Below are 23,232 nucleotides of genomic sequence, written 5' to 3'. Positions count from 1 at the left end.
CCTTCGGCTTGCTGTGAATCCGGCTGCTCTCCCTGCCGAAGGAGGAACCGGCGCGGAGATCGGGGCAAAAAAACAACCCCCCAACCGCGTTTTCGCAGGTCAGGGGGTTTGTGAGTGTGGAGCCTAGGAGATTCGAACTCCTGACATCTGCCTTGCAAAGGCAGCGCTCTACCAACTGAGCTAAGGCCCCGAACAGCAAGCAACACCCGACATCACGCGTCGTGTGGCCACCGCCGGGGACCAGAGTACCGGGTGACCCCCTGAAACCTCCAAAAGGATAGGGACTCCCGGTTGGCAACCACGCTCCGTAAGATGCTCGTCGAGGTTCGCAGCAGCGAAGCCGCAGCGAAGGGGAGACGCCATGGATGCAGCGCAGCAAGAGGCAACGGCCAGAGCCAGGGATCTCCAGCGCAGCTGGTACGGGGAGCCGCTCGGCGCGCTCTTCCGACGGCTGATAGATGATCTCGGCCTGAACCAGGCCCGGCTCGCCGCGGTCCTCGGGCTGTCCGCCCCCATGCTCTCCCAGCTCATGAGCGGCCAGCGGGCGAAGATCGGCAATCCCGCGGTCGTCCAGCGCGTCCAGGCGCTCCAGGAACTGGCCAGTCAGGTGGCGGACGGCAGCGCCAGCGCGGGAGAGGCGACCGACCGCATGGAAGAGATCAAGAAGTCCCAGGGAGGTTCCGTGCTCACCGGCACCGGCCAGACCACGACGACCGGCGGTGCCCCCACCGTGCGTCGCGTGGTCCGCGAGATCCAGTCGCTGCTGCGGTCCGTCGCAGCCGCCGGTGAGATCATCGATGCCGCCGACTCCCTCGCCCCGACCCACCCCGAGCTGGCAGAGTTCCTCAGGGTGTACGGCGCAGGGCGCACCGCGGACGCGGTGGCGCACTACGAGGGCCACCAGAACTAGACCGGGCGCAGGCACAGAGACACGCACGGGCCGAGACAGGAACGGGGAGCGGGCGCAGCGCAATGGGTGAGGTCTTCGCTGGTCGGTACGAACTGATCGATCCGATCGGACGTGGTGGGGTCGGTGCTGTCTGGCGTGCCTGGGACCACCGGCGCCGCCGGTACGTGGCGGCCAAGGTCCTTCAGCAGAGCGACGCGCACACGCTGTTGCGCTTCGTGCGCGAGCAGGCGCTGCGGATCGAGCATCCGCATGTGCTCGCCCCGGCGAGCTGGGCGGCGGACGACGACAAGGTCCTGTTCACCATGGACCTGGTCAGCGGCGGTTCGCTGGCCCATGTCATCGGCGACTACGGCCCGTTGCCCCCGAGGTTCGTCTGCACGCTGCTCGACCAGCTGCTGTCCGGGCTGTCGACGGTGCACGCCGAAGGGGTCGTGCACCGGGACATCAAGCCCGCCAACATCCTGATGGAGGCCACCGGCACCGGCCGGCCGCATCTGCGGCTGTCCGACTTCGGTATCTCCATGCGCAAGGGCGAGCCCCGCCTCACGGAGACGAACTACGTGGTGGGGACGCCGGGTTACTTCGCGCCCGAACAGATGCTGGGCGCGGAGCCGGACTTCTCCGCGGACCTCTTCGCCGTCGGCCTCGTCGCCCTGTACCTGCTCCAGGGCAAGAAGCCCGACTCCCAGGCGCTCGTCGAGCACTTCGCCGCGTACGGGACGCCCAGCGCCCCGCAGGGCATCCCCGAGCCGCTCTGGCAGGTCCTCGCGGGGCTGCTGCAGCCGGACCCGCAGGCCCGGTTCCGTACCGCCACAGGTGCCCGCAAGGCCCTGACGGCCGCCGTCGAGATGCTGCCGGAGCCCGGGATCGGCGAGGAGCCGGTGGAGGTCTTCGACCAGATCGGCCCGCTGCCCGCGGGATTCGGCCCCACCGGCCCCGTGCAGGCCGAGCAGGCCCCGCAGGCCCCGCAGCCCGAGGCCCGGCCGACCGGACAGCCGGCAACAGGACAGCAGGCCACCGGCCAGTACGCACAGCAGTCGTACGCGCAGCCCCCGGCCGCGATGTCGGAGACGGGCAGCTTCCACCTCCCCCCGCCCCCGCAGAACCCCAACCCCACCCCCTCGCCCGCGCCTTTCCCGTCGGCGGCGCAACCCGTCGCTCCGCATCCGGCGACACACACGACGGCCCCGTTCCCCGCAGCCGTACCGGATCCCTCGCAGGCCCCCACGGCCCCGGTGCAGCACGAGCCGGCGCTCACCCGCGCCTACACCGCCCAGCACCCGCAGGCCCCGGTCGCCGCCCACATGCCCTCGCCGGCAGCGGCTCCGCACGCCCCGCAAACGCGTCCGGGACCGTCCACGAAGGTGGCGGTCCCGGTGCTGCTGGTGGCGCTGATCTGCTTCGCCGTGGGCATCTGGGCGCTGACCCAGGCCTGAGGCGGGGGACAGCCGGGCCCGCTCAGGACCCGGCTGTCCGGTCACCAGGCCTGCGGCGGCGGTCCCCCGTATGGAGACTGTCCGCCGGCAGCGGCTGCCCTGCGTCGCGCGATCAGCATCCACGCGCCCAGCGCGAGGACCAGCACCGCGCCCGCGCCGATGCCTGCCGCGCCCACCAGCTTCATGGTGTTGCTCTTGCTCTCGGCCGCCTGCGGACCGCTCCTGCCGCTCTTCGCCAGGTCCTTGTCCGACTCCGTGACCCCGAAGATCCCGGCATCACCCGCGTACGGCGAGTCCCCGGCCGTGCCGTCGACCTTGACCGACAGCGTCAGCGGGACCGGCTTGGCGCCGTAGGCCTGGCCGACCTTCGGGCTCAGCGAGACGGACAGGTAGTACCAGCCCGCGAAGCGCATGGCGCTGACGCTGCTGCTCGACGCGAACCTGTTCCGGTACGCGACCGGAGGCACCGGATCGAGGGAGACGGCGGCCGGCTTGCCGGAGTACGACATGGGCGACACGTCGTCGACATGGCCGTGGGCCGGATTGTCCAGGGACATCGCGAGTGCGCTGCCGATGTACTCGTCGGAGGCTGGGCTGTTGCCGAGGCCGGCCGTGGCGAAGATCTGCTGCCCCCAGTCCACCGGAACCCGGTAGAAGAGGGTCTGCCCCGGTTCGATCTCGTCCTTCCACTCGCCGGTCTCCAGGCTCGTGGCGTCGTAGTAACTGGTGCCGCCCTTCCTGCGGTTGTCGGCGGCCGGCGTGGGCGGCACCGGCGACGCGGACGGCCAGTTCTCCGGCGCCTCGGTCGGCATCGCTGCGCCCTCGCCGGGTTGCGGCTCCGCCGCGTACCGCAGTTCCAGCTCCCAGTCCTCCGGCCCGGAGGTGGCCTTGCTCTCCCGCTCGACGAGGACGTTGTACGCCCCGGCGCCCTGGCAGGTGCTGCCGTCCTTCTCCACCACGCGGTAGGCGTACGCGGCGATCGGACGCGGGAACTCGGCGGACTCGAAAAGGGCGTCCTCGGAACTGCACCGCAGGTCCGAGCTGTCCCTGATGCTGACCGTGATGCCGTCCCCGTAGGCGACCTTGCCGCCTCCCTTGGGCACGACGACGGCCGAGACGTACGCGTTCGTCGTCGCGTCCAGGTTCAGGCGGTAGTACAGCTTCTCGCCGACCTTGATCGAACTCTTGTAGACCGAACCGGCCTTGAGCTCCGTCGCATCGGTGTTCACCTCCGCGCCGCTCACCGCCTCGGCCTCCGGGTCGAAGGTGTACGCAGCGGTCTCACCGTCCGCGTACGCCTGTCCCGGCAGCGCCGCCACCGCGCACATCGCCGCGACCGCGGCCAGCGTCACCCGGCCTCTGCTGCGCTGCCTCATCACGCGCTTCCCCTCGTCGTCCGTGCGGCTGCCCCGCGGCGGCTGCGTACATATACGAACACGGCGACCAGCGAGGCCACGACGGCCGCCCCGGCAGCAGCCGCGATGCCGGTCCATCCTGCCCCTCCCGCACCACTGCTGTCTGCGGACGCGATCGAATCGCCCTTCTTGTCCGCATCCTGCGCGGCCTCACCGCCGGACTTCTTCGCCGCCACAGGGGCGCCGTGCTCCGGACCGGTCCGTTCGTCGCCGAGCACCGACACCCTCAGCACCAGACCGATCTGCGGATTCTCCGCGATCTCGGCGGCCTGCGCGCCCAGCGTCACCGAGATGTAGAAGCCGCCCCCGGCGTGCACCGGCTGGACGTCGGTCCGGTTCTCGTAGCGGTTGGTCCAGGCGACCGGAACCCCGCCCATCGCGACCGCCGAAGGACGGCCGCTGTACATCGCTCTCGGGTTGAACTCGCCACCCCCGGTGAGCGGGTATCGCGCCGGCGTGTAGAGCTGGGTCGCACCGTAGGAGTACGTGGCCGCGGAACCGTCCACCGTGGGCTCGTTCGCGAACTCCACGTCATAGCGCACCTGCTGGCCCCAGCCCGCCGGGACCTTGTACCAGAGCGTCTGGGACGGCAGGATCCGGTCGCGCCACACGCCCTGCCCGATCGTCTCGGCGTCGTTGAACCCGGTGCCGCCGCGCACGTCACGGGGGTCACCCGTCGGCAGCGTGGCCTCCTTGCCGCCCGTCCCGTACTCCGTCTGCGACTGGGCGGGCGTCACGCCCTTCGCCGGCGGCGCCTCGACCCCGTACACCAGCTCCAGGGGCCAACGCGCGGCGTCGGAACCCTTCTTGCTCTCCCGCTCCACCACAAGCCAGTACCGGCCTGCCCGGTCACAGGTGCGGGTGCCCTGTTCCGAACGGATGCGGGCGACCGCCGAAGTCAGCGGAACCGCCCCCTCCTTCTGCAGGAAGCGCGCGGTGTGCGTCCCGCAGGAGCCGTGCTCGTCGTACTCGATCCTGGTGCTCAGCGCGTCGAACGTGTCCACAGCAGCCCCGGGTTGCGGTACCGCTGTCGCCGCGAAGTCCACCGTGGACACGGCGTCCAGATCGGCCGCGTAGTACCGCTTCTCACCCGGCCCGATGGTGTCCAGATACTGCCCGGGTACGAGTTCGGGCGCCCGGTCGGTAGTGGCAGCGCCGGTCACCCGCTCGCCCCGGAGGCGGTAGCCGTCGGCGGAGAGCTGGGAGGCACGCTGGAGCTGACGGGACAGCGCCTTGGCGTCCGGTGCGTCGTAGTAGCGGCCGTTGCCCGCGTTCGCGATGCACTCCAGCTGCTTGCGGGCCGCGCCCTTCACCTGGAAGCCGACCGTGTCGATCCGCAGCCCGACGCCCTCCTTGCCGAGCTGCTCGGCGACCTCGCAGGGCTGCGGCGTACCGCAGTTGTCCTCACCGTCGGAGATCAGCAGGATCGTGCGCGTTCCGATGGCACCGCCCGCGGGTTCCGGCAGGTCCTGCGCCGCCTTCCGGAGCGACAGGCCGATGGGGGTGTCCCCCTTGGGGCGCACGGCCTCCACAGCCTGTTTCATCGCGGCCCGGTCGAGCTTCCGGACCGGGCGTACGAGCCGGGTGTCCGTGCAGCCCTGGGGGTGGTCGGCGCCGTACACGCGCAGACCCGTGGGATAGCCGTCGGGGAGGCCGTCCACGACCGTGGAGACGGCCGTGCGGGCACTCTCCATCCGGGTGCGGCCCGTGCCGTCGTCGTCCCCCATGGATCCGGACGAGTCGAGCACCATGACGAGGCTGCCGCTTCCGTCGGACCGGGCCGCGGCAGGTGCGTCAACGGCGTCGGGCGGGTCCGCCAGGGCCGGCATCGCGCCTGCCACCAGGGCGAACAGCGCCCCGCCGATCCATGTCCCCACCCGTGCGGTGTGGTGGTGATTGTGTGCCCTCACGCGTGCCCCCTCGACCGAAAACCCCGCCCATTTGCTCAAGCAACCTATTGATTTGCTTGAGGGAACTCAAGGGCACAGGTGTCACGGTCCCGCAACAGCACGAAGCCCCGGCCGCATCTGCGACCGGGGCCCGCGACAGGCTGTTCTGTCTCACACACCCGAACCTGCGGGCACGGAGTCAGTCGCCTCCGTCCACAGATCCTGCTCGGCGCGATCCGCCTGGATCTGGCGGTACACGAGGAGCCCGCCGATGGCGGCCAGTGCGACCAGGAGAAGCTTCTTCACCGCGCGACCTCGTCTTTCCTTGGCATTGGGGAGTTCTGCTGCCCGACTATACACATCGGCCGATATCGACCGGTGACCTCCCCGCAACCCAACTGGCGCCTACGGAAGAGCGATCGTCAGAAGGTTGTGCATCGGCGGCCGCCAGGCGCGGACGGCCACCGACAGACCGCCCGGACCCGGCCCGCACACCGCCTTCCGGGACCGGTTGCACCATACGAGTGGTGTTCATCTGAAGAACGGCATATCGGTGGCGTCGGTCCACGAAATCGCGGGCCGGATCCACATCATCAGAAAGGTAAGCAAACCGGACCACCTGAAAGTGAGGGGCCATGAGCACCTTCAAGGCCAAGAACATCTGGACCGCCTTCATCACCGCGTTCTTCGCACTTCTCGCGTCGCTGGGCCTCGCAAGCTCCACCGCCGCGGCCACGGAAGCCACGGTCACGGAGCCGGCGAGCACGAGCCACGAGCACAGGGCCGCGACCGCGGCAACTCCGGCCGCCCCGTCGGTGCGATGGACCCTTCCGCGTGACCGGGCGCTGCCGCCCACGATGAAGCAGCGCATCCGCGCCGAGGCACACGGCTCCTCACCCGCCACCCGGCAGCTGTCCGCAGACACGAAGGACACCACGAACACCACCGGCACAGCCCGCGCCTCGCACGGTGCCCCGGCGGGGGACGCTTCCCTCCTCCCGCCCTGAGAGCGGCGCACCTGACACTGCGAGGCCCCTGGCCCGGGATTCCCCGGCAGGGGCCTTCTTCATGCCCTCACGCCTGCGGGGCGCGCCCCGGTGAATTCGTACAGCAGCACTTCGTCGACGAGCCGGTTCGTGTAGAGACGGCGGGTATCCCGCTCACCGAGGTTCTCCAGGGCTACGAGCACCAGGCCCGGTTCCGTGGCCGCGGCCGAGCGCAACTGGACAACCTCCGCACGCGTCAGCCCCTCGATTCCGTACGCCGCGCCCCCGGCAGGCCCGGCCGCCGACTCCCGCGCGCCGGTGACGGCCCGACGGAACGCCTCCGGCGGGCTCGTACCCGCATGCCCCGCAGGTTCCTCCGGGTCGCACCCCAGGGTCGCGGTGATGAAGGCCGCCGGGCGGGCAGGCCGCCATCCGATGGCCAGGCCGTAGAGCTCCGCCGCGATGTCACGGGCGTCGAGACCCCGGTCGATGAGCGGGCGCAGCGCGTACGCGAGGCGGCGCAGCCCCTCGCGCTGGGTCCAGGCGACGAGTGGCCGCACCTGCCGGGCGATGGCGATGTCGCGGGCTAGCTGGAGCGGGGACCGCCGCGGCGTACGGCCGGGCGTCGCCCGCCTGCGCGGGGTGTAGTTCCCCTTCTCCTCCACATCAACTTCGGGTACGTCGTGGTGGCGCCCGGAAGAATGGGGCGCACGCCCGCCTGAACCGTGAGTTCTCACCGGATGGTTGTCCACACGCCGGGACCTCGCCTGTGCGTCCTGCACTGCACGGTCCCGGCCCGCGTCCGTCACCCCGCACACCCGCGCCCCGTAGCCGGCGCCCTCCAGGCGGTGGCCCATCGCGGAGTCGTACACGGCCGGGATCGTGGCGGCGTAGACCGTCGCCGTACCCGCGTACCGGCGGCCGGGCAGGTGCAGGTTCCGCTTCGTCCCGTGCCGCTGCCACACCAGCGCGCCCAGCTCGCGTAAGACCCGGACGTGCCGCTTCACGGTCGCCGCCGACACCCCGCACCGGGCAGCGGTGCCCTCCAGGTCGTACAGCACGGAGCCGAGCCGGTAGTCCATCCGCCCGGCCAGATCCCGCGCGACGGCCAGCGTCGTCGCCCCGGCCCGGCGATGCAGCCCCGCCTCGACGAGCCACACCACCGCCCGCAGCCACGCTCGCGGCAGGGCGCGCCGGGAGGCGGTCGCGTCGAGCTCCTGAAGGAGACGGGGGACGGGAACCCATGCCGGTTCCGGGCATGGCGGAGAAGCGCAGCACGAAGCCGCGCCGGTGGGGTGGCGCATCACAGTCCGTGGGGTGAGGGGCGGCCGGTGGGGCCGCGGAGGTCGAAGGAGGGGCCGATTCCGGATGGTTCAGGGCGCGGGAGTGGTCACTGCGCGCGTACGGGCCCTACGATCGAAGGCGAATCCTTCTCTTCAGGGTGGATTTCGGATCGGCGGGGTGATGACCCGCTGGTCACAACGGCCGGGCGGTCTCTACACCGCTCGGCCGTTCTGTTACTCGCCGGTCGTCGCGGTGTTCTTCTTGGGGCGGTTCTTCCCGGACCCGGAGTAGCCCCGCTCGATGTCCTGCACGGTTCCGATCGAGACCCCCAGGCTTTCGGCGATCTCTCGGTACGTCACCTTCTGCGACCGCAGATGCAGCACGATCCTCCGGCGATGCTCCTTCAGCCTCTTGGTGCGCTCGGTCTGATCTCTGAGCAGGCTGCTGATGATCTGTGCCTTCACCAGTGAGTCCTCCATCGACTCGACGGCGTCCAGGCCATCGAAGACACGTTGCACCTCCTCCCGCTCGACCAGCCCTTCACGCTCTGTCTCGGCCATCCCGTTCCTTCGAATCGGGCGTGCCGCTTGACTTCGATTATGGGGCTCCCATAAATTTGCCGTCAAGTGGCGTCGCCACCCAGCAACAGAAAGGCCCCGGCCCGGAGTTCGTACCTCCATATGGCCGGGGCCAGTCAGAACCCTGAGTTCACCAGGAGACCGACCATGCGCCATCCTTCCACTCCGGGCGCCCCGCCCGACAGGCGGCTCGTCACGTTGCCGCCCGTCATGGGGCTGTCGTCCCAGCAGCAGCGCGGCGTGCACTGCGTCTTCTGCGGCTCCGCCCTGCACACAGGCGCGGTCCGCGACCTCGGTCCGAGACTGCTCAAGGCACACGGCTCGGTGATCCGCTGGTTCCCGCGCAGCTGCCGGTCCTGCTGGGAGGCCCACCGATGATGTGCGACCGCTGCGGCAAGCCGATCGCCGCCGGGGACGGGGAGCGCGTGACGATCCACGGGGCATCGGGGGCGGGCGGCACGACCACCGTGCACACGGCGTACTGCGTGCGACCCAGGTCGCGCCCGGCTCCTGCCTGGAGGGCGTAACACAGGACGCCGTACGACGAAGGCCCCCACCGTGAACAGTGGGGGCCTTCGTACAAGTGGGGCTAACAGGATTTGAACCTGTGGCCTCATCCTTATCAGGACCCGGCCCTATATAAGGGAGACCCCCAGGTCACCGCCGGTACCCACCCCACCTGGCCCTACATGAATCTACATCCGCAAGCATTCGTAGACCCTCCCCCGGCTTACTCGGCCGCTGGGGTAATCCTGGGGTAGCAACGGGGTAGCGCAGCACCCCTAGCCAGATGAGGTCACATTCGTTTCCTGTAAGCGAGGAGCCTTGCGCTGTAGTCCTGTTCACCATCGTCGCCCGCTTCGTCGCTGTCTAACTCGTCATCCTCATCGGGTTCGAAGTTCGAGTAGTACTCCTCAGGCGATATGTCCAGGTCCACGTCACCCGCAAGGGATGAGGGCAGCAGACCGAGCTCACTCGTTTCAAGCCGAAGCTCGCAGACGAAGCACTCGAAGAAGAGAGGGGTCATCACGACAACCCACCTCTCTTTGTCCACGTAGTCGAGGCCGATCAACGAGCCTTGCGACGAGCACGCCGGACAGACCACTGACGCGGAATAATCACTGCCGTTCCTCAGATACATCGGAGTGACCACCTGCGCCACAGTGGTCAGTACGAGCTTCCTAGACCCCTCGTCGATGTGCCCATACCGCTCCGCGAAGACGCGCCGGGCCCTGGCAAGCTTCTGCTCCAGCAGAACCCGAGCAGCTTCCACCCCCTCGATAAGTAGCTCATCGTGCAGCCCCTTGTGCTCACCCCAGTAGCCCGGCCCGACCTCAAGCTCAACAAGCAGCGGATCAATCACCTTGATGCAACTAGTGAAGACCTTGTGCGCCTCGGCAGGATCGTGATAGCCGCCGTGGGCGACGCCATTACGCGCATCAGCAATCGGCCAGGGTCGACCCTGCCTGGGCTTCGCGGGGATCTTGCCTTTCAAGATCTTCTCCACTCGGTCATACGCCTCCCCGAGTTGGATCGTCCTGGTCTGTGACCCCTGAACCTGTAGGTGGTCTCCATGGCCCGTGGCGTAGAGCAACGAGCTGAAGTGATTGCCGTCCACTATCAGCACCGGATGAAGACTGACCAGATACGCCTTCAGGAGATGCTCAGTGGCCACACCCGCGTGATGGACCGCCATGCCCTCCGAAGGCGGCCCATCAGCGAAGGCCGCGAATGCGGCAGCCATCCACATTCGGGAGGAGTCCACGAGCCGTTCAGCGTCCAGATGCATGAGTTGGACAGTAGAGCTCAACGTCTCCTCGAAGAAAGCGAATTCGAAACTCAGGCGACCAGACGCAGAGGCTTCTTCCCGCCGATGCGTCCCGGCTTCTTGTCCTCCAGGGCGGCGAGAACCTGGCCCGCGTAGTCTGCCGCGGCATGGGTGTAGAGCCAGGTGACCTTGCCCGCGCGCTCGTGCCCGAGGATCTCCTGCGCGATGACCTCCGGAACACCTCGCGCGTGCAGCCGGGACGCGAAGGAGTGGCGCTGGTCGTGGAAGGCCGGCCAGTGCTCTGCCCTCCCCTTCTCCACCTTCCGCGTACGCCCGGTCTGCGGGTCCGTCTCCTCGACCATGACCTTCTTCGTCTTCGTCCGGCCGACGCCTGAGTCCTGGAGGGCCTTGGTCCACAGCCGACGGAATGCGCTGCGGCGGAGTGGCGCCCGGTACGGCTCGCCCTCCGAGCCGGCCTTCTTCGTTCCGCGCCGGATCTTGTTCCGCCCGTGGAAGACGAGCTCGGCCGGACACAGTCCGGCGTCAGCCTCGGAGCGGTTCGTGCTGGCGTCGGGCTCGTCGGCCAGGAGCTCGCGGAGAACGCGCAAGGCAAGACCGGTGATCGGCACGGTGCGCAGGCCTGCATCAGACTTGGGGTAGATCTTGCGCTTAATCTGGCCCTTCACTTCGGTGAGGACCTCGCGGACGTGGATGACACAGCGGGCGAAGTCCACGTTGCACCAGCGGAGGCCGGCCAGCTCACCCCAGCGGAGGCCGGTCTCCTGGGCACCGATCGGGCGCTCACGGCGTCGCAGGCCGCACAGACCGCCGCGATCAAGACCCTGGCCGGGCTCGTCGGCAAGGGCGTTGACGCTGCGGCGGTCGTGGCCGCGGTCGAGCGGGCCATCGAGTCTGCCGTCATCGACGTCAACATCAACACCACCCCGGAGGCCTGATCATGCTGACTGTCGCCTTCTGGCGCGCGACCTCTGAGCGCGCTGTACGTACCGCTGCGCAGACGCTTGTCGCCGCGCTTGGGCTGGACACCCTCGTGGTGCTGAACGCGAACTGGGGTGATGGTCTATCGCTGGCTGGTGGCGCCGCGGTCCTGACCGTGCTTACCGCGCTCGCGACGTCGGGCGGGGCGGAGGGGCCGGGCCTCACCGAGATCGTGCGGGACCGGGAGTGATGCCGGCGGAGCCGCCTGCCGGCTCTTCGGTGGCGGTCGAGCTGGAGCGGATGCGCGGAACCTTCGACAAGGGGCTGACACAGCTCGACGGGAAGCTCGACGTGTTGGTCGAGCGGAACATGCATGCTGGGGAGCGGCTCCTGGCGGCGGAGACCGCGGCCACCGCGCTCGCCGTCCGGGTCACGGCGCTGGAGCGCCGGGTGTGAACGGCGTCCGGTATCGCGGCCGCGCTCGGCTCGGGCGGGGCCTTCCTCGCCACCATGCTCGGCGGATAGACGTGCCCCCCTGCTCCGGCTACGGCCGGGGCAGGGGGCACCTTCGTGTGTTCGCAGGCTATCCGCGGCGGGCTGCTCCAGCTGGCCAGATCACGTCAACCGTCAGGCCCGCCTCCCGGGCCTGCACCACGGTGTCCGCCGTGCCTCCGCCCTTGCCTGACGGGGGCGTACCGTCCCACACGGCGACGAGGCGATCGGCGCGGCGCAAGAGCTCGTTGTTCGCCGCCTCGTAGGCCGCTCGATTCGCAGTCTCGTGCGGCAGCGTCACGACATCCTCGGCTGTCTCCACCAGGTGGTCGAAGACGGCCGCGTGCTGAGGCTTCACCTTCGCGACGCGGTAGTCCTGGGAGGGGATCACAGCGATGAGGCGGCCACCGATCGCGGTGACTTCCTCCGCGAAGAGGCTGTCGGCCCCGGCCGCAATACACGAAACCCCGGTCAGGTCTTCGCTGTACTTGGACAGCAGCTCGCGCAGCGCGGCGCGCACCAGGGGCACACTCTCGTCGGTCAGGTCCATGTGCCCGGTCACGGCAAGTGTCGTCATGCGCGCTCCTCAGCTCGACAGCAGGTCGCGGATACTATCCCGCGCCTCGCGCACCGGGCGCGAGGCGCTGTGTCCCACGGTGTAGGGGTACAGCTGCCCGAGCTGCGCACGGACACGCCCCGACTGTGTGCCTCGCGCGGCCTGCACGGCGAGGGTTGTTTCGGCAGCGGCCGCCCTGATGTCGCCAGCGAGGAACTGGCATTCCGCCAGGCCGATGCGGTCGAGCGCATGAGAGCGCCCAGCCTCGGGGCCGCGGAATGCCAAGGCGGTCCGGATCTCGTCGGCGGCGTGGGTGGCGTGCCGGCGCGGGTCGGTTCGGGCGAGGTCGAGAAGCCGTCCCCCGGTGACGCCTGCGAGTTCCGCCTCGTCAAAGTACGCAATCCAGTACGGCTCGTCATCATCCGCGCCAGCGTCAGCGAGGTCCTCGGCCGCCTTGGTGGTGGCCCGCTGGAATCCGGCGAAACGCCCCTGTGCGGCATAGGCCCAGGCCTCGCGGGTGTGGAGCATGGCTCGGGCCCGGGGGCCGATCCCGTCGCGGGCGCCTTCCTGGGCAAGGTGGATCAGCTGGAGCGCGTCGTCCGGCCGGTCACGGTAGAGCATCTGCCGGGCCATGCCGGCCAGCACATTGGCGCCGAAGACGACGTCGCCTCCGGCGTGGGCTGCGCGGAGGGCGAGGCGGTAGTAGTCCTGGGCTCGCCGTTGCAGTCCGGAGTCCCACGCCATGGTCGCCGCGGTGCCGGCCAGTTGCGCCATGACGCGGTACAGCCGGTCGGCCACGGCCGGCGCCTGGTGGTCATCGAGGGCGCCGGAGACTTCGGCGAGCTGGCCGAGGACCGCTTTCCTTCGGAGGCCGCCGCCGTACCGGTGGTCCCACTGTCGGAAGGCTCGTGCGGTGGTCTCCAGTTCCTCGACTTCGCGCATGCCGAGTCGGCCTGGACGCCGTTGTCCTGGGACGGAGGCGGCCGGAACGAGCCAGCCTTCGAGGCTGTCGAGGAGGGCGGCGCCGGTTACCGCGGCGCCGGCAAGGGCGCGGGTAAGGGCCCTTCGATCCATCACGAGATCACTCCTGGTGAGGTGGGTGGCCAGGTCCACGGTGGCGTCGGGCCGCCACGGGATCTCGTCTGCGTCTGGCCGGTCACCTGGAGCGTCTGGCTGGTCCTGCTGTGCTGGGTGGTGTGCGCCCTCCCAGGGGCGTGGTGCGAGCCCGAGCAGGCTGCCCGGAACGCGAAGGCCGTCCGCGATCCGGCAGACGACCTCGAAGCTGGTGACGCGTTGGGACCTGTTGATGATCGTGGACACCTTGCCGGGGGTGAGCTGGCAGGCGGACGCGATGCGGTTCTGGGAGAGGCCGCCCCACTTCTTGATCAGGGTGAAGACGGCGGCGAAGTCGTGCTCGATGAGCGCTGCCCGGACATCTGCTCTGTCGAGCACATCGGGGCTGAGCAGGCCGGGGGTGGTGGCATCCATGGGCTGACTTCCGTCGCGATCCTATGCACACGCAGGCGCCTTGCTGGAGGAGCAACGAGTGTATTACCGCTTCGGTAACCCCCGCTGGTCATACCGCAGTTGCCCCCGCTGGACGACGCTATTGAAGCGATGACAACCGACGGCAGGGGCAACCCATGGGAATGACGCTCAAGGTGTACGAGGCCGACCGGCAGGGCCCGACGCGCGTCCTACGACCGAAGGCCGAGGTCGTGCCCGTAGAGACCGTGGACGAGACATCCGCCTTCCCTGACTGCGAGTGCCCGCAATGCGTCCGCCCGCCGAAGTGAGCGCCCCGCCCCGCCCGCTTCCAGCGCCGGGCGAACTCACCTGGGATCAGTCAGCCGGCCGCGCCTGCATCTGGTGCCGACGCCCGCTCACTACCGGCGCGGTCCGCGCCGGCATCATCCGCGACCAGCTTGGCGCCCACAACCTCGACACCGAGGTCTGGGCCGGCTCCTGCTGCGCAAGCATCACCCAATGACTCCCGTCCGCACCGGCGCACCCCGTCGCCCGGTGCGGACGGGATCCGCAAGTCCGTTGCACCACCAACGTGCAGGAGGAATTGCCCAGATGAGCACCTCAGTCCAGCCGCAGACGCGAACCCACGACCCGCAGACCATCCTCAATGCCGTCCAACCCCACATCGGCCACCTCACTATCAACGTGGCCGACGGCGGGACTATCTGGGAGCGCGAGATCGCCCTCCTGCTTCGCGACAACGTCATGGTCCGCAACATGGCCGAGCGGATCCTCGCGAACGCCGTGATGTACACGATCACTGCCATGGAGCACCCGGACGTGCGCCTCGGCGTGGGCAAGATCGTGGACATCGGCGTGCACCAGCTCATCCTCGACACCCCGGTGTACTTCGCGTTGTGCGACGCCTACAACGGCGGCCAGTACAAGCACCACGCACCGTTTATCCAGCGCCGCAGCGACGGCCTGTGCCTGCGGACCGCAGACTTCCTCCGGTCCAACGGCTTCGACATCGACGCGGAGCTGTGGGCCATCGACGGCGCGGAGTGCTCTCCGTGCGACAGCAAGGTGCCAGACAGTCACTGACCCATAGGCTGGCCTCCGTCCTCCTCTCGCGCGGAGGGCGGGGGCCATTCCGCTCATGAAGGGAGTGCCGTGCCCGCACGACACGACATCGCGGCCGAGACCGAACTGTGGGACACGTACGCCGGCAACGCGTTCAAGGACGACATGCAGCCGGTTTTCAACTGGACCCAGTACGCCGGTCACGGTCCGGGGGCCGAGTTGCTTGGCGAGCCCCAGTCCGTGCTGGAGATCGGTTGCGGTACCGGCCGGGCGCTGGCGCATCTCGCGGAGCGAGGGGTCAAGGCCACCGGCGTGGACCTCTCGCCCGTGATGGTCAAGAAGACCACGGAGCGCTGGGGACACCTGGGGGTGGACTTCGTCTGCGCGGAGGTGCTCGATCACCTCCGCGTCGACACACAGAAGTACGACGCCATCTATTCGATCTTCGGGGCGGTGTGGTTCACCAACCCGGCCAAGCTGTTCCCGCTCCTTGCTGAGCGGCTGGCCCCCGGTGGCGTCCTCGTGTTCTCTCATCCGCCAGCCATCCCTGGCGCCTACGGTCCGCAGGGGATGTACAAGGGGGGCTTCGCCGGGAAGGCAATGTTCACGTACCGCTACAGCTACACGCCCCGCCGGTGGGCCGCGCTCCTGGAGCGGCAGGGGTTCCGCGACATCGAGACCCGCATTGTCGATGCCCCCGAGCCTGGTCACATCGGCACTCTGATCGTCCGTGCCCGCGGCTGAAAGTCCGGCACCGCACGGCCCGCAAGAGGCTGGAGAGCGGAAATGCGGAGTGCAGCGGCCAACCGGGGGAGCGTAGCGCGGCTGGGGGCGCTGGCGGCCCCAGCCGACCTATTCGACACAGGGGCGCCCTTGTTCCGCCTGGCTTGCCTCCAAGCTCACCAGGCGCCACGTAGGGGTTGTGTGTCAGACGACTGCGCATCAAGGGGGATGCCATCTCCCCACCAGGCACTCCGCGCACGGCGATCGCAGTTCCACAGGGTGTGGACCGATACTCAAAGAGTCGTGACAAGCAGAAGGCTGGCAGATCCTGAGATCTACCGGCCTTCTGACCTGGCACTTGCTGCTGTGGGGCTAACAGGATTTGAACCTGTGGCCTCATCCTTATCAGGTCGAGCACACCGGATCTGGATTCAAGGTCATCCGAATGTTCCAGCAGGCTGCACCGTGTCCCATGGCCGGGCTTAACCGCCGCCGGTCGCTGCTGTTGGTGTCAGCAGTTGATGTCATGAGGCGCGGTCAGCCAACGAACTCAACGCTGACCCATATCACTCCCAGGACTGCGAACGCTCCAGCGAACGTCCTGAGACCTGGCAAGGTACGAGGCCACCGCCTGCCCGCAGGGATCAAATCATGGAACGATTCCGCGGCTCCACGGAAGTTGGTAGCCAGTACCGTTCCACCACCGATGGCCCCGACGCCCCACACCAGCATGATCCCGAGTTCTCCATCCACGAACGCATCGTAGCGATGGAGTCAACGGAGCCTCCTCAGTTGCCGACCAAGCTTCAGCGCCGCCGCACAACCCACCACTCACCCCAGCTCCATGAGAACCATCTGACCCTCTGTCATCATCTTCCGCATCTCGGGGGAACCTCAGGGTGCCTTGATGAGGTAGAGAAACCTGTAACCCCTCGGGCTAGCTGGCGGACCAGACGTAGCACTTAGCCGGGGCCTGCTCGTCGGCTCCGAACCGGTGCGAGGCATCGCCGATGAAGCGCCAGCCGAGGCGTTCGTAGAGGCGGATGGCCGACGCATCCTTGGTCAACACATCGAGCAAGAGGTGGAAGTCGTGCGCCTTCGCATAGTCCATAGCTGCGCGCATGAGGCTTTCGTGAGGAACTGCTGACGCGGAACGTCGCTGAGCTGGTCGACATGCCCAAGGTGACCAAGCGGGAGGCCAAGCCGTGGAACGCGCGGGAAGCAATTTCGTTCCTGCGCTCGGCTCGTGCGCACCGCCTCTACGCGGCCTGCGTCCTGGTGCTCGTCCTCGGCCTGCGTCGCAGCGAGGTGCTGGGTCTGCGTTGGCAGGACGTCGACTTTGATCAGCGACAGTTCACGCCGCTCAAGCAGGTGCAGCGGGTCAAGGGCGTCGGCCTGGTCCTCAAGGACCTCAAGACTGAGTCCTCCCACGCGGTGCTGCCGCTGCCCGAGTTCTGTGCCCGTGCTCTGGAGGAACGCCGGACGCTGCAAGACCTGGAACGGAAGATCGTGGGGGACCACTGGAACCAGAAGCCGGGAGAAGAACTGATCTTCTCGTCCGAGCGAGGCGGCCTGATCGATCCCGTGGGCTTCTCCCGTAGCTTCAACGCCTTGGTGAAGCGGGCCGGCGTCCGCCGGATCACTGTGCGGCTGGCTCGCCACACCTGTGGCACCCTGCTGGCTTCCCTGAAGGTGCACCCCAAGGTTGCCCAAGCGATCCTCCGGCACAGCCAGATCAGCATGACCATGGACGTCTACACCCACGTGGTGGGCGACGGAGAGCGGGAAGCCGTGACGCTGCTCGCCGAACTCCTGGAAGATCCGTTGATCGGCTGATGTCAGCCGGAGATGTCAAAGGCCCCCCACCGTTACCGGTGAGGGGCCTTCGTACAAGTGGGGCTAACAGGATTTGAACCTGTGGCCTCATCCTTATCAGGGATGCGCTCTAACCAACTGAGCTATAGCCCCGCCGCGCTTTTGTGTCGCGCTGACGTGAAGAAGATTAGCGCACGTCGGGGCCAGTCCCAAAATCGATACCCGCGCCGCTACTCGTCCTCGGCCAGGGTGAGCTCGACGCCGCCCACGAAGCCGGCCGACAGGTTGTAGATGAAGGCGCCCAGCGTCGCCAGCGCGGTGGCCAGCACCACGTCGATCACCGCGATGACCGAGGTGAAGATCAGCACCCGCGGCAGGGACAGGAACGACTGAAGGTCGAAGCCGTTGCCCTCGTTCGAACCGGTCGCCTCGCTGATGGTGCCGCCGACGGTCTCGAAGACGCCCATCGCGTCCATGACCATCCACAGCACCGCCGACGCGACGACCGTGCAGATGCCGAGCGCGATGGACAGCAGGAAGCTGACCTTCATCACCGACCACGGATCGGCCTTGGCCACGCGCAGACGTGCCTTACGGGTCCGCGGAGTCGTCCGCGCCCCCGTCCGGGGTCTGCGGGTCGCCTGGGCCGTTCCTGCGCCCTGCACGGCGCCTTGCCGCCCTCCGTGGGACCGGCCGCCACCCTGGGTCCCGCCCGGGGGCGAGGGGTAGGCCTGCGGAGGGTGGTACGGGCCGGCCTGGCCCGGTGCGGGTTCCCGCTCACCGGGCAACGGCCCGGTCGCGTAACCCTCGTACTGGGGCTGAGGGCCCCGGGTATCCGTCACAGTGCCCCCTTGGGAGTCCGTGGCAGGGCCACGGGCGCCGTTTCCGCCGGCTTCGGAAGCGGCCGAACCGGCGCCCGTGGCTCCACTCACGCTCTACTCCTCGTGCTCCCCGGTCGAGGACGTGTTGCCCTCGACTGTGCTGTCGGCCGCGGTGGCCTCAGCTGTCACTGCCTCGGCCGTCTCGCCTTCGGCATCAGCGTCGACAGGACCGTCGACCTCTTCGGCCTCGCGACCTGCCTCGGCGTTCCGCGCGATGCCGACGACGGCGTCTCGCTTGCCCAGATTGATCAGTTGGACGCCCATGGTGTCACGGCCCGTCTCCCTGACTTCATTGACTCGCGTACGAATCACACCACCGCCGAGCGTGATGGCGAGAATCTCGTCCGTCTCCTCGACCACCAGCGCGCCGACCAGCGAGCCCCGGTCCTCCACGATCTTGGCGGCCTTGATGCCCAGGCCACCGCGACCCTGGACGCGGTACTCGTCGACAGGGGTCCGCTTCGCGTACCCGCCGTCAGTGGCAGTGAACACGAAAGTACCGGGCCTGACGACATTCATCGAGAGCAGTTCGTCTCCCTCACGGAAACTCATGCCCTTGACACCCGAAGTGGCGCGGCCCATCGGGCGCAACGCGTCGTCCGTCGCAGTGAACCTGATCGACTGGGCCTTCCTGCTGATGAGCAGCAGATCGTCCTCGGAGGACACCAGCTCCGCACCGATCAGCTCGTCGTCGGAGCCGTCGGCCGTCTCGCGCAGGTTGATGGCGATGACGCCGCCCGAACGCGGTGAGTCGTAGTCCTTCAGCGCGGTCTTCTTCACCAGACCGCCCTTCGTGGCCAGGATCAGATAAGGCGCGGCGTCGTAGTCGCGGATCGCCAGGATCTGCGCGATCTGCTCGTCCGGCTGGAAGGCCAGCAGGTTCGCCACGTGCTGACCGCGGGCGTCGCGGCCGGCGTCCGGGAGCTCGTACGCCTTCGCCCGGTAGACCCGGCCCTTGTTGGTGAAGAACAGCAGCCAGTGGTGCGTCGTCGACACGAAGAAGTGGTCGACGATGTCGTCTTCCCTGAGCTTCGTGCCGCGCACACCCTTGCCGCCGCGCTTCTGCGAGCGGTAGTCGTCCGTCTTCGTGCGCTTCACATAACCGCTGCGGGAGATCGTGACGACGATGTCCTCCTCGGCGATCAGGTCCTCGATGGACATGTCACCGTCGAAGGGCACGAGCTTGGAGCGCCGGTCGTCGCCGAACTTGTCGACGATCGCCGCCAGCTCCTCGCTGACGATCTGCCGCTGCCGCTCGGGCGAGGCGAGGATCGCGTTGTACTCGTTGATCTTCGCCTGGAGCTCGTCGTGCTCGGCGGTGATCTTCTGGTGCTCCAGCGCGGCCAGCCGGCGCAGCTGCATCTCCAGGATCGCGTTCGCCTGGATCTCGTCGATCTCCAGCAGGCCCATCAGGCCCTCACGCGCGATCTCCACGGTGTTGCTGCGCCGGATGAGGGCGATGACCTCGTCGATGGCGTCCAGGGCCTTGAGCAGGCCGCGCAGGATGTGCGCGCGCTCCTCGGCCTTGCGCAGCCGGAACTTCGTACGCCGGACGATGACCTCGATCTGGTGCGTCACCCAGTGGCGGATGAACGCGTCGATCGACAGGGTGCGCGGCACCCCGTCCACCAGCGCCAGCATGTTGGCGCCGAAGTTGGTCTGCAGATCGGTGTGCTTGTACAGGTTGTTCAGTACGACCTTGGCGACCGCGTCCCGCTTCAGCACGACGACCAGGCGCTGACCCGTACGCGACGAGGTCTCGTCACGGACGTCCGCGATGCCGCCGACCTTGCCGTCCTTCACCAGGTCGGCGATCTTCTGCGCGAGGTTGTCGGGGTTGGTCTGGTACGGAAGCTCCGTGACCACCAGGCACTGGCGGTTCTGGATCTCCTCGACCGCCACGACCGCGCGCATCGTGATCGAGCCACGGCCCGTGCGGTACGCCTCCTCGATGCCCTTGCGGCCCACGACGAGCGCGCCCGTCGGGAAGTCCGGGCCCTTGATCCGCTCGAGGAGTGCGTCGAGCAGCTCCTCCGGCGAGGCCTCCGGGTGCTCCAGGTACCACTGGGCGCCGGACGCCACCTCGCGCAGGTTGTGCGGCGGGATGTTGGTCGCCATGCCGACCGCGATGCCCGCCGAACCGTTGATCAGCAGGTTCGGGAAGCGCGCCGGCAGAACCACCGGCTCCTGGTTGCGGCCGTCGTAGTTGTCCTTGAAGTCGACGGTCTCCTCGTCGATGTCCCGGACCATCTCCATGGACAGCGGCATCATCTTGCACTCGGTGTACCGCATGGCGGCGGCCGGGTCGTTGCCCGGGGAACCGAAGTTGCCGTTGGAGTCCACGAGCGGCATGCGCATCGACCAGTGCTGCGCCAGGCGCACCAGGGCGTCGTAGATCGAGGAGTCGCCGTGCGGGTGGTACGTACCCATGACGTCACCGACGACGCGGGCGCACTTGTAGAAGCCCTTCTCGGGCCGGTAGCCGCCGTCGTACATCGCGTACAGCACCCGGCGGTGGACGGGCTTGAGGCCGTCCCGCACGTCGGGCAGGGCACGCGACACGATGACGGACATCGCGTAGTCGAGGTAGGAGCGCTGCATCTCCGTCTCGAGCCCGACGGGCTCGACACGCATGCCCACGCCCTCGACGGGCGGGACCTCTTCGGGCGTCACGGGGGCAGGGGTGTTCTCGTCGGCCATTGCTGGTCAAAGTCCTTTCGCGCTGCGGCTGCGGCTTGGAGGGTCGCCGGACCCTCCTCCTTGTACGGCCGACTCAGATGTCGAGGAAGCGGACGTCCTTGGCGTTGCGCTGGATGAACGAGCGCCGTGCCTCGACGTCCTCACCCATCAGCACCGAGAACAGGTCGTCGGCCTGCGCCGCGTCATCGAGCGTGACCTGGCCGAGCACACGGTGGTCGACGTCCATCGTGGTGACACGCAGCTCCTCGGCGTTCATCTCGCCGAGGCCCTTGAAGCGCTGGATCGAGTCTTCCTTGATCCGCTTGCCGTTCTCCTTGCCGAGCACCACGAGGGCGTCGCGCTCGCGGTCCGAGTACGCGTACTCGAAGTCGTCCCGGCCCCACTTGATCTTGTAGAGCGGCGGGCGCGAGAGGTAGACGTGCCCGGCCTCGACCAGCGGCCGCATGAAGCGGAAGAGGAACGTCAGCAGCAGGGTGTTGATGTGCTGACCGTCGACGTCGGCGTCCGCCATCAGAATGATCTTGTGATAGCGGAGCTTCTCGATGTCGAAGTCCTCGTGGACCCCGGTGCCGAAGGCCGAGATCAGTGCCTGGACCTCGGTGTTCTGCAGGATCTTGTCGATCCGGGCCTTCTCGACGTTCAGGATCTTGCCGCGGATCGGCAGGATGGCCTGGTACATCGGGTTACGGCCGGACTTCGCCGAACCACCGGCGGAGTCACCCTCGACGATGAAGATCTCGCACTTCGTCGGGTCGTTGGACTGGCAGTCGCTCAGCTTGCCCGGCAGCGAGGCGCTCTCCAGGAGGCCCTTGCGACGGGTCAGGTCACGCGCCTTGCGGGCCGCCACACGGGCGGTCGAGGCGGCGATGCCCTTGCGGATGATGTCGGCGGCCTCGTTGGGGTTCCGGTCGAACCAGTCCGTCAGCTGCTCGTGGACGACCTTCTGCACGAAGGTCTTGGCCTCCGTGTTGCCCAGCTTGGTCTTCGTCTGGCCCTCGAACTGCGGCTCGCCGAGCTTCACCGAGATGATCGCCGTCAGACCCTCGCGGACGTCCTCACCGGTGAGGTTGTCGTCCTTCTCGCGCAGCAGCTTCTTGTCGCGCGCGTACCGGTTGACCAGAGAGGTCAGCGCCGCACGGAAGCCCTCCTCGTGCGTACCGCCCTCGTGCGTGTGGATCGCGTTGGCGAAGGAGTAGACCCCCTCGCTGTACTGCGTGTTCCACTGCATGGCGATCTCGGCCGAGAGGAGACGGTCCTTGTCCTCGGCCTCGATGTCGATCACCGACTGGTGAATGACATCGCCCTTGCGGGAGTTGAGGTACTTCACGAAGTCGACGATGCCGTTTTCGTAGTGGTACGTGACCGTGCGGGTCGTCTCGTCCTCGGGGACGTCGACCGCCTCGGCGCTGTCCGCACCGGCCGTCGCCTTCGCCGACTCACGCTCGTCGGTGAGCTTGAGGGTGAGGCCCTTGTTGAGGAAGGCCATCTCCTGGAAACGCCGGGAGAGGGTCTCGAAGGAGTACTCGGTCGTCTCGAAGATGTCCCCGTCGGCCCAGAAGGTGACCGACGTGCCCGTCTCGTCAGTGGGCTCGTTACGGGCCAGCGGGGCGGTCGGGACGCCGAGCTTGTAGTCCTGGGTCCAGCGGTAGCCGTCCGTCCGGACCTCGACGGCCACCCGGGTGGACAGCGCGTTGACCACGGAGACACCGACACCGTGCAGACCACCGGAGACGGCGTAACCGCCGCCGCCGAACTTTCCGCCCGCGTGCAGGACGGTGAGCACGACCTCGACGGCCGGCTTGCCTTCGGACGGCACGATGCCGACCGGGATGCCACGGCCGTTGTCGATCACGCGCACCCCGCCGTCGGCGAGGATCGTGACGTCGATGCTGTCCGCGTGCCCGGCCATCGCCTCGTCGACCGAGTTGTCGACGACCTCTTGCACGAGGTGGTGGAGACCGCGCTCACCGGTCGAGCCGATGTACATGCCAGGCCGCTTGCGGACCGCGTCCAGACCCTCCAGCACGGTGATCGCGTTGGCGTCGTACGAGGGTTTCACCTCACCCGGCGCCTTCGCCTCGGCCGTGGCGGGAGCAGCGCTGCTCTCACCGGGGGTGGACGGAATGTTCTCGTTGGGGTTGCCGGAATCGGCCACGAAGCGCCCTTTCTGGCACAGCACAGGCCGTTCTCCGGGCAGGCGGGAGCGGCTGCGTCGTTCGGCTTGTATCGACGAATCCCGCAAGGACGCGGGATTGTCCACCAGTCTACCGGTAGCGCCGACCCGAATGGGGGTTTGCCGGTACCTGAGTC

General features: G+C 68.2%; 22 protein-coding genes, 2 tRNA genes and 1 pseudogene. 10 read left to right on the top strand and 15 right to left on the bottom strand.

Annotation, left to right across the window (positions count from 1 at the left end; all coding sequences use genetic code 11):
* Nucleotides 1-117: 117 nt before the first annotated feature.
* Nucleotides 118-190 (bottom strand) — tRNA-Ala (locus ABT025_RS01220).
* A 171-nt stretch (nt 191-361) separates the two neighbouring features.
* Between ABT025_RS01220 and ABT025_RS01215 the strand changes: the two genes are divergently transcribed.
* A complete protein-coding gene (locus ABT025_RS01215) occupies nt 362-910 on the top strand; it encodes a helix-turn-helix domain-containing protein (RefSeq protein WP_350988440.1) in 549 nt (182 codons plus the stop codon).
* 62 nt (nt 911-972) lie between these two features.
* The gene (locus ABT025_RS01210; protein ID WP_350988438.1) at nt 973-2,346 is read left to right on the top strand and encodes a serine/threonine-protein kinase; all 1,374 of its coding nucleotides are present in this window, start codon (nt 973-975) and stop codon (nt 2,344-2,346) included.
* A gap of 41 nt (nt 2,347-2,387) precedes the next feature.
* On the opposite strand, the gene ABT025_RS01205 is transcribed toward ABT025_RS01210, so the two are convergent.
* The 3 genes from ABT025_RS01205 to ABT025_RS01195 form a co-directional block, all read right to left on the bottom strand.
* Nucleotides 2,388-3,722 carry a hypothetical protein gene (locus ABT025_RS01205; RefSeq protein ID WP_350988436.1) on the bottom strand — a complete coding sequence of 445 codons (1,335 nt, stop codon included), beginning with the start codon at nt 3,720-3,722 and terminating at the stop codon, nt 2,388-2,390.
* Complete coding sequence (locus tag ABT025_RS01200; RefSeq protein WP_350988499.1) at nt 3,722-5,590, bottom strand: vWA domain-containing protein; 1,869 nt, start codon at nt 5,588-5,590, stop codon at nt 3,722-3,724. The genes ABT025_RS01205 and ABT025_RS01200 overlap by 1 nt, the downstream gene beginning before the upstream one ends.
* Before the next feature lie 231 nt (nt 5,591-5,821).
* Entirely contained in the window at nt 5,822-5,956 is a 135-nt protein-coding gene (locus tag ABT025_RS01195; RefSeq protein WP_003958712.1) for a DLW-39 family protein, read from the bottom strand.
* 329 nt (nt 5,957-6,285) lie between these two features.
* On the opposite strand from ABT025_RS01195, the gene ABT025_RS01190 reads away from it, so the two are divergent.
* The gene (locus tag ABT025_RS01190) at nt 6,286-6,657 is read left to right on the top strand and encodes a DUF6344 domain-containing protein (protein WP_350988434.1); all 372 of its coding nucleotides are present in this window, start codon (nt 6,286-6,288) and stop codon (nt 6,655-6,657) included.
* A gap of 59 nt (nt 6,658-6,716) precedes the next feature.
* Here the strand turns inward: ABT025_RS01190 and ABT025_RS01185 are convergent, their stop codons facing one another.
* A complete protein-coding gene (locus ABT025_RS01185; protein WP_350988432.1) occupies nt 6,717-7,799 on the bottom strand; it encodes a cell wall protein in 1,083 nt (360 codons plus the stop codon).
* Between the two features lie 354 nt (nt 7,800-8,153).
* Nucleotides 8,154-8,480 carry a helix-turn-helix domain-containing protein gene (locus ABT025_RS01180; protein ID WP_350988430.1) on the bottom strand — a complete coding sequence of 109 codons (327 nt, stop codon included), beginning with the start codon at nt 8,478-8,480 and terminating at the stop codon, nt 8,154-8,156.
* A 165-nt stretch (nt 8,481-8,645) separates the two neighbouring features.
* Between ABT025_RS01180 and ABT025_RS01175 the strand changes: the two genes are divergently transcribed.
* The gene (locus tag ABT025_RS01175) at nt 8,646-8,876 is read left to right on the top strand and encodes a hypothetical protein (RefSeq protein WP_330824728.1); all 231 of its coding nucleotides are present in this window, start codon (nt 8,646-8,648) and stop codon (nt 8,874-8,876) included.
* 418 nt (nt 8,877-9,294) lie between these two features.
* Here the strand turns inward: ABT025_RS01175 and ABT025_RS01170 are convergent, their stop codons facing one another.
* Nucleotides 9,295-10,287, bottom strand: a complete 993-nt coding sequence (locus ABT025_RS01170) for a hypothetical protein (RefSeq protein ID WP_350988428.1) — start codon at nt 10,285-10,287, stop codon at nt 9,295-9,297.
* A gap of 50 nt (nt 10,288-10,337) precedes the next feature.
* Entirely contained in the window at nt 10,338-11,000 is a 663-nt protein-coding gene (locus tag ABT025_RS01165; protein ID WP_350988425.1) for a tyrosine-type recombinase/integrase, read from the bottom strand.
* On the opposite strand from ABT025_RS01165, the gene ABT025_RS01160 reads away from it, so the two are divergent.
* From ABT025_RS01160 to ABT025_RS01150, 3 genes are read left to right on the top strand one after another with little or no spacing between them, the layout of a single operon-like run.
* Nucleotides 10,974-11,222, top strand: coding sequence for a hypothetical protein (locus ABT025_RS01160; protein ID WP_350988423.1), 249 nt, complete (start codon nt 10,974-10,976; stop codon nt 11,220-11,222). The genes ABT025_RS01165 and ABT025_RS01160 overlap by 27 nt on opposite strands.
* Before the next feature lie 2 nt (nt 11,223-11,224).
* On the top strand, nt 11,225-11,455 hold the full coding sequence (locus ABT025_RS01155; RefSeq protein WP_350988421.1) for a holin: 231 nt from the start codon (nt 11,225-11,227) through the stop codon (nt 11,453-11,455).
* Nucleotides 11,455-11,661 (top strand): hypothetical protein, encoded by a 207-nt coding sequence (locus tag ABT025_RS01150; RefSeq protein ID WP_350988419.1) that lies wholly within the window; start codon nt 11,455-11,457, stop codon nt 11,659-11,661. The genes ABT025_RS01155 and ABT025_RS01150 overlap by 1 nt, the downstream gene beginning before the upstream one ends.
* Nucleotides 11,662-11,788: 127 nt before the next feature.
* On the opposite strand, the gene ABT025_RS01145 is transcribed toward ABT025_RS01150, so the two are convergent.
* Nucleotides 11,789-12,274: a hypothetical protein gene (locus ABT025_RS01145; protein ID WP_350988417.1), complete on the bottom strand. Its 486-nt coding sequence runs from the start codon at nt 12,272-12,274 to the stop codon at nt 11,789-11,791.
* Between the two features lie 9 nt (nt 12,275-12,283).
* Nucleotides 12,284-13,741: an NsdA family TPR-like regulatory protein gene (locus tag ABT025_RS01140; RefSeq protein WP_350988415.1), complete on the bottom strand. Its 1,458-nt coding sequence runs from the start codon at nt 13,739-13,741 to the stop codon at nt 12,284-12,286.
* 591 nt (nt 13,742-14,332) lie between these two features.
* Here ABT025_RS01140 and ABT025_RS01135 point away from each other — a divergent pair.
* Nucleotides 14,333-14,824, top strand: coding sequence for a hypothetical protein (locus tag ABT025_RS01135; protein ID WP_350988413.1), 492 nt, complete (start codon nt 14,333-14,335; stop codon nt 14,822-14,824).
* Between the two features lie 69 nt (nt 14,825-14,893).
* Entirely contained in the window at nt 14,894-15,547 is a 654-nt protein-coding gene (locus tag ABT025_RS01130; protein WP_350988411.1) for a class I SAM-dependent methyltransferase, read from the top strand.
* A 916-nt stretch (nt 15,548-16,463) separates the two neighbouring features.
* Here the strand turns inward: ABT025_RS01130 and ABT025_RS01125 are convergent.
* Nucleotides 16,464-16,637 (bottom strand): N-acetyltransferase, encoded by a 174-nt coding sequence (locus ABT025_RS01125; RefSeq protein WP_350988409.1) that lies wholly within the window; start codon nt 16,635-16,637, stop codon nt 16,464-16,466.
* Nucleotides 16,638-16,657: 20 nt separating this feature from the next.
* Here ABT025_RS01125 and ABT025_RS01120 point away from each other — a divergent pair.
* A pseudogene (locus ABT025_RS01120) lies at nt 16,658-17,362 on the top strand (site-specific integrase); the annotation flags it as partial.
* Nucleotides 17,363-17,420: 58 nt separating this feature from the next.
* Here the strand turns inward: ABT025_RS01120 and ABT025_RS01115 are convergent.
* From ABT025_RS01115 to gyrB, 4 genes are all read right to left on the bottom strand, one after another.
* A tRNA-Ile gene (locus ABT025_RS01115) sits at nt 17,421-17,494 on the bottom strand.
* A gap of 77 nt (nt 17,495-17,571) precedes the next feature.
* The gene (locus ABT025_RS01110; RefSeq protein WP_350988405.1) at nt 17,572-18,183 is read right to left on the bottom strand and encodes a DUF3566 domain-containing protein; all 612 of its coding nucleotides are present in this window, start codon (nt 18,181-18,183) and stop codon (nt 17,572-17,574) included.
* Between the two features lie 93 nt (nt 18,184-18,276).
* Entirely contained in the window at nt 18,277-20,922 is a 2,646-nt protein-coding gene (gene gyrA / locus ABT025_RS01105) for a DNA gyrase subunit A (RefSeq protein WP_350988403.1), read from the bottom strand.
* A 73-nt stretch (nt 20,923-20,995) separates the two neighbouring features.
* Entirely contained in the window at nt 20,996-23,101 is a 2,106-nt protein-coding gene (gene gyrB / locus ABT025_RS01100) for a DNA topoisomerase (ATP-hydrolyzing) subunit B (RefSeq protein WP_350988401.1), read from the bottom strand.
* Nucleotides 23,102-23,232 lie beyond the last annotated feature (131 nt).

Source organism: Streptomyces sp. NPDC002809 (assembly GCF_040295435.1).
In the GTDB taxonomy this organism is placed as follows: domain Bacteria; phylum Actinomycetota; class Actinomycetes; order Streptomycetales; family Streptomycetaceae; genus Streptomyces.
Note: the sequence above shows the minus strand (reverse complement) of the source record. Positions and strands in the feature narration are given on the sequence as shown.

What these genes read in the sequence shown, in the direction of transcription:
- ABT025_RS01140 (WP_350988415.1), bottom strand. Translation starts at nt 13,741, where the DNA reads ATGGATGCCACCACCCCCGGCCTGCTCAGCCCCGATGTGCTCGACAGA.
- ABT025_RS01170 (WP_350988428.1), bottom strand. Translation starts at nt 10,287, where the DNA reads ATGCATCTGGACGCTGAACGGCTCGTGGACTCCTCCCGAATGTGGATG.
- ABT025_RS01175 (WP_330824728.1), top strand. Translation starts at nt 8,646, where the DNA reads ATGCGCCATCCTTCCACTCCGGGCGCCCCGCCCGACAGGCGGCTCGTC.
- ABT025_RS01180 (WP_350988430.1), bottom strand. Translation starts at nt 8,480, where the DNA reads ATGGCCGAGACAGAGCGTGAAGGGCTGGTCGAGCGGGAGGAGGTGCAA.
- ABT025_RS01155 (WP_350988421.1), top strand. Translation starts at nt 11,225, where the DNA reads ATGCTGACTGTCGCCTTCTGGCGCGCGACCTCTGAGCGCGCTGTACGT.
- ABT025_RS01200 (WP_350988499.1), bottom strand. Translation starts at nt 5,590, where the DNA reads ATGCCGGCCCTGGCGGACCCGCCCGACGCCGTTGACGCACCTGCCGCG.
- ABT025_RS01215 (WP_350988440.1), top strand. Translation starts at nt 362, where the DNA reads ATGGATGCAGCGCAGCAAGAGGCAACGGCCAGAGCCAGGGATCTCCAG.
- ABT025_RS01210 (WP_350988438.1), top strand. Translation starts at nt 973, where the DNA reads ATGGGTGAGGTCTTCGCTGGTCGGTACGAACTGATCGATCCGATCGGA.
- ABT025_RS01150 (WP_350988419.1), top strand. Translation starts at nt 11,455, where the DNA reads ATGCCGGCGGAGCCGCCTGCCGGCTCTTCGGTGGCGGTCGAGCTGGAG.
- ABT025_RS01205 (WP_350988436.1), bottom strand. Translation starts at nt 3,722, where the DNA reads ATGAGGCAGCGCAGCAGAGGCCGGGTGACGCTGGCCGCGGTCGCGGCG.
- ABT025_RS01135 (WP_350988413.1), top strand. Translation starts at nt 14,333, where the DNA reads ATGAGCACCTCAGTCCAGCCGCAGACGCGAACCCACGACCCGCAGACC.
- ABT025_RS01125 (WP_350988409.1), bottom strand. Translation starts at nt 16,637, where the DNA reads ATGGACTATGCGAAGGCGCACGACTTCCACCTCTTGCTCGATGTGTTG.
- ABT025_RS01145 (WP_350988417.1), bottom strand. Translation starts at nt 12,274, where the DNA reads ATGACGACACTTGCCGTGACCGGGCACATGGACCTGACCGACGAGAGT.
- gyrA (WP_350988403.1), bottom strand. Translation starts at nt 20,922, where the DNA reads ATGGCCGACGAGAACACCCCTGCCCCCGTGACGCCCGAAGAGGTCCCG.
- ABT025_RS01190 (WP_350988434.1), top strand. Translation starts at nt 6,286, where the DNA reads ATGAGCACCTTCAAGGCCAAGAACATCTGGACCGCCTTCATCACCGCG.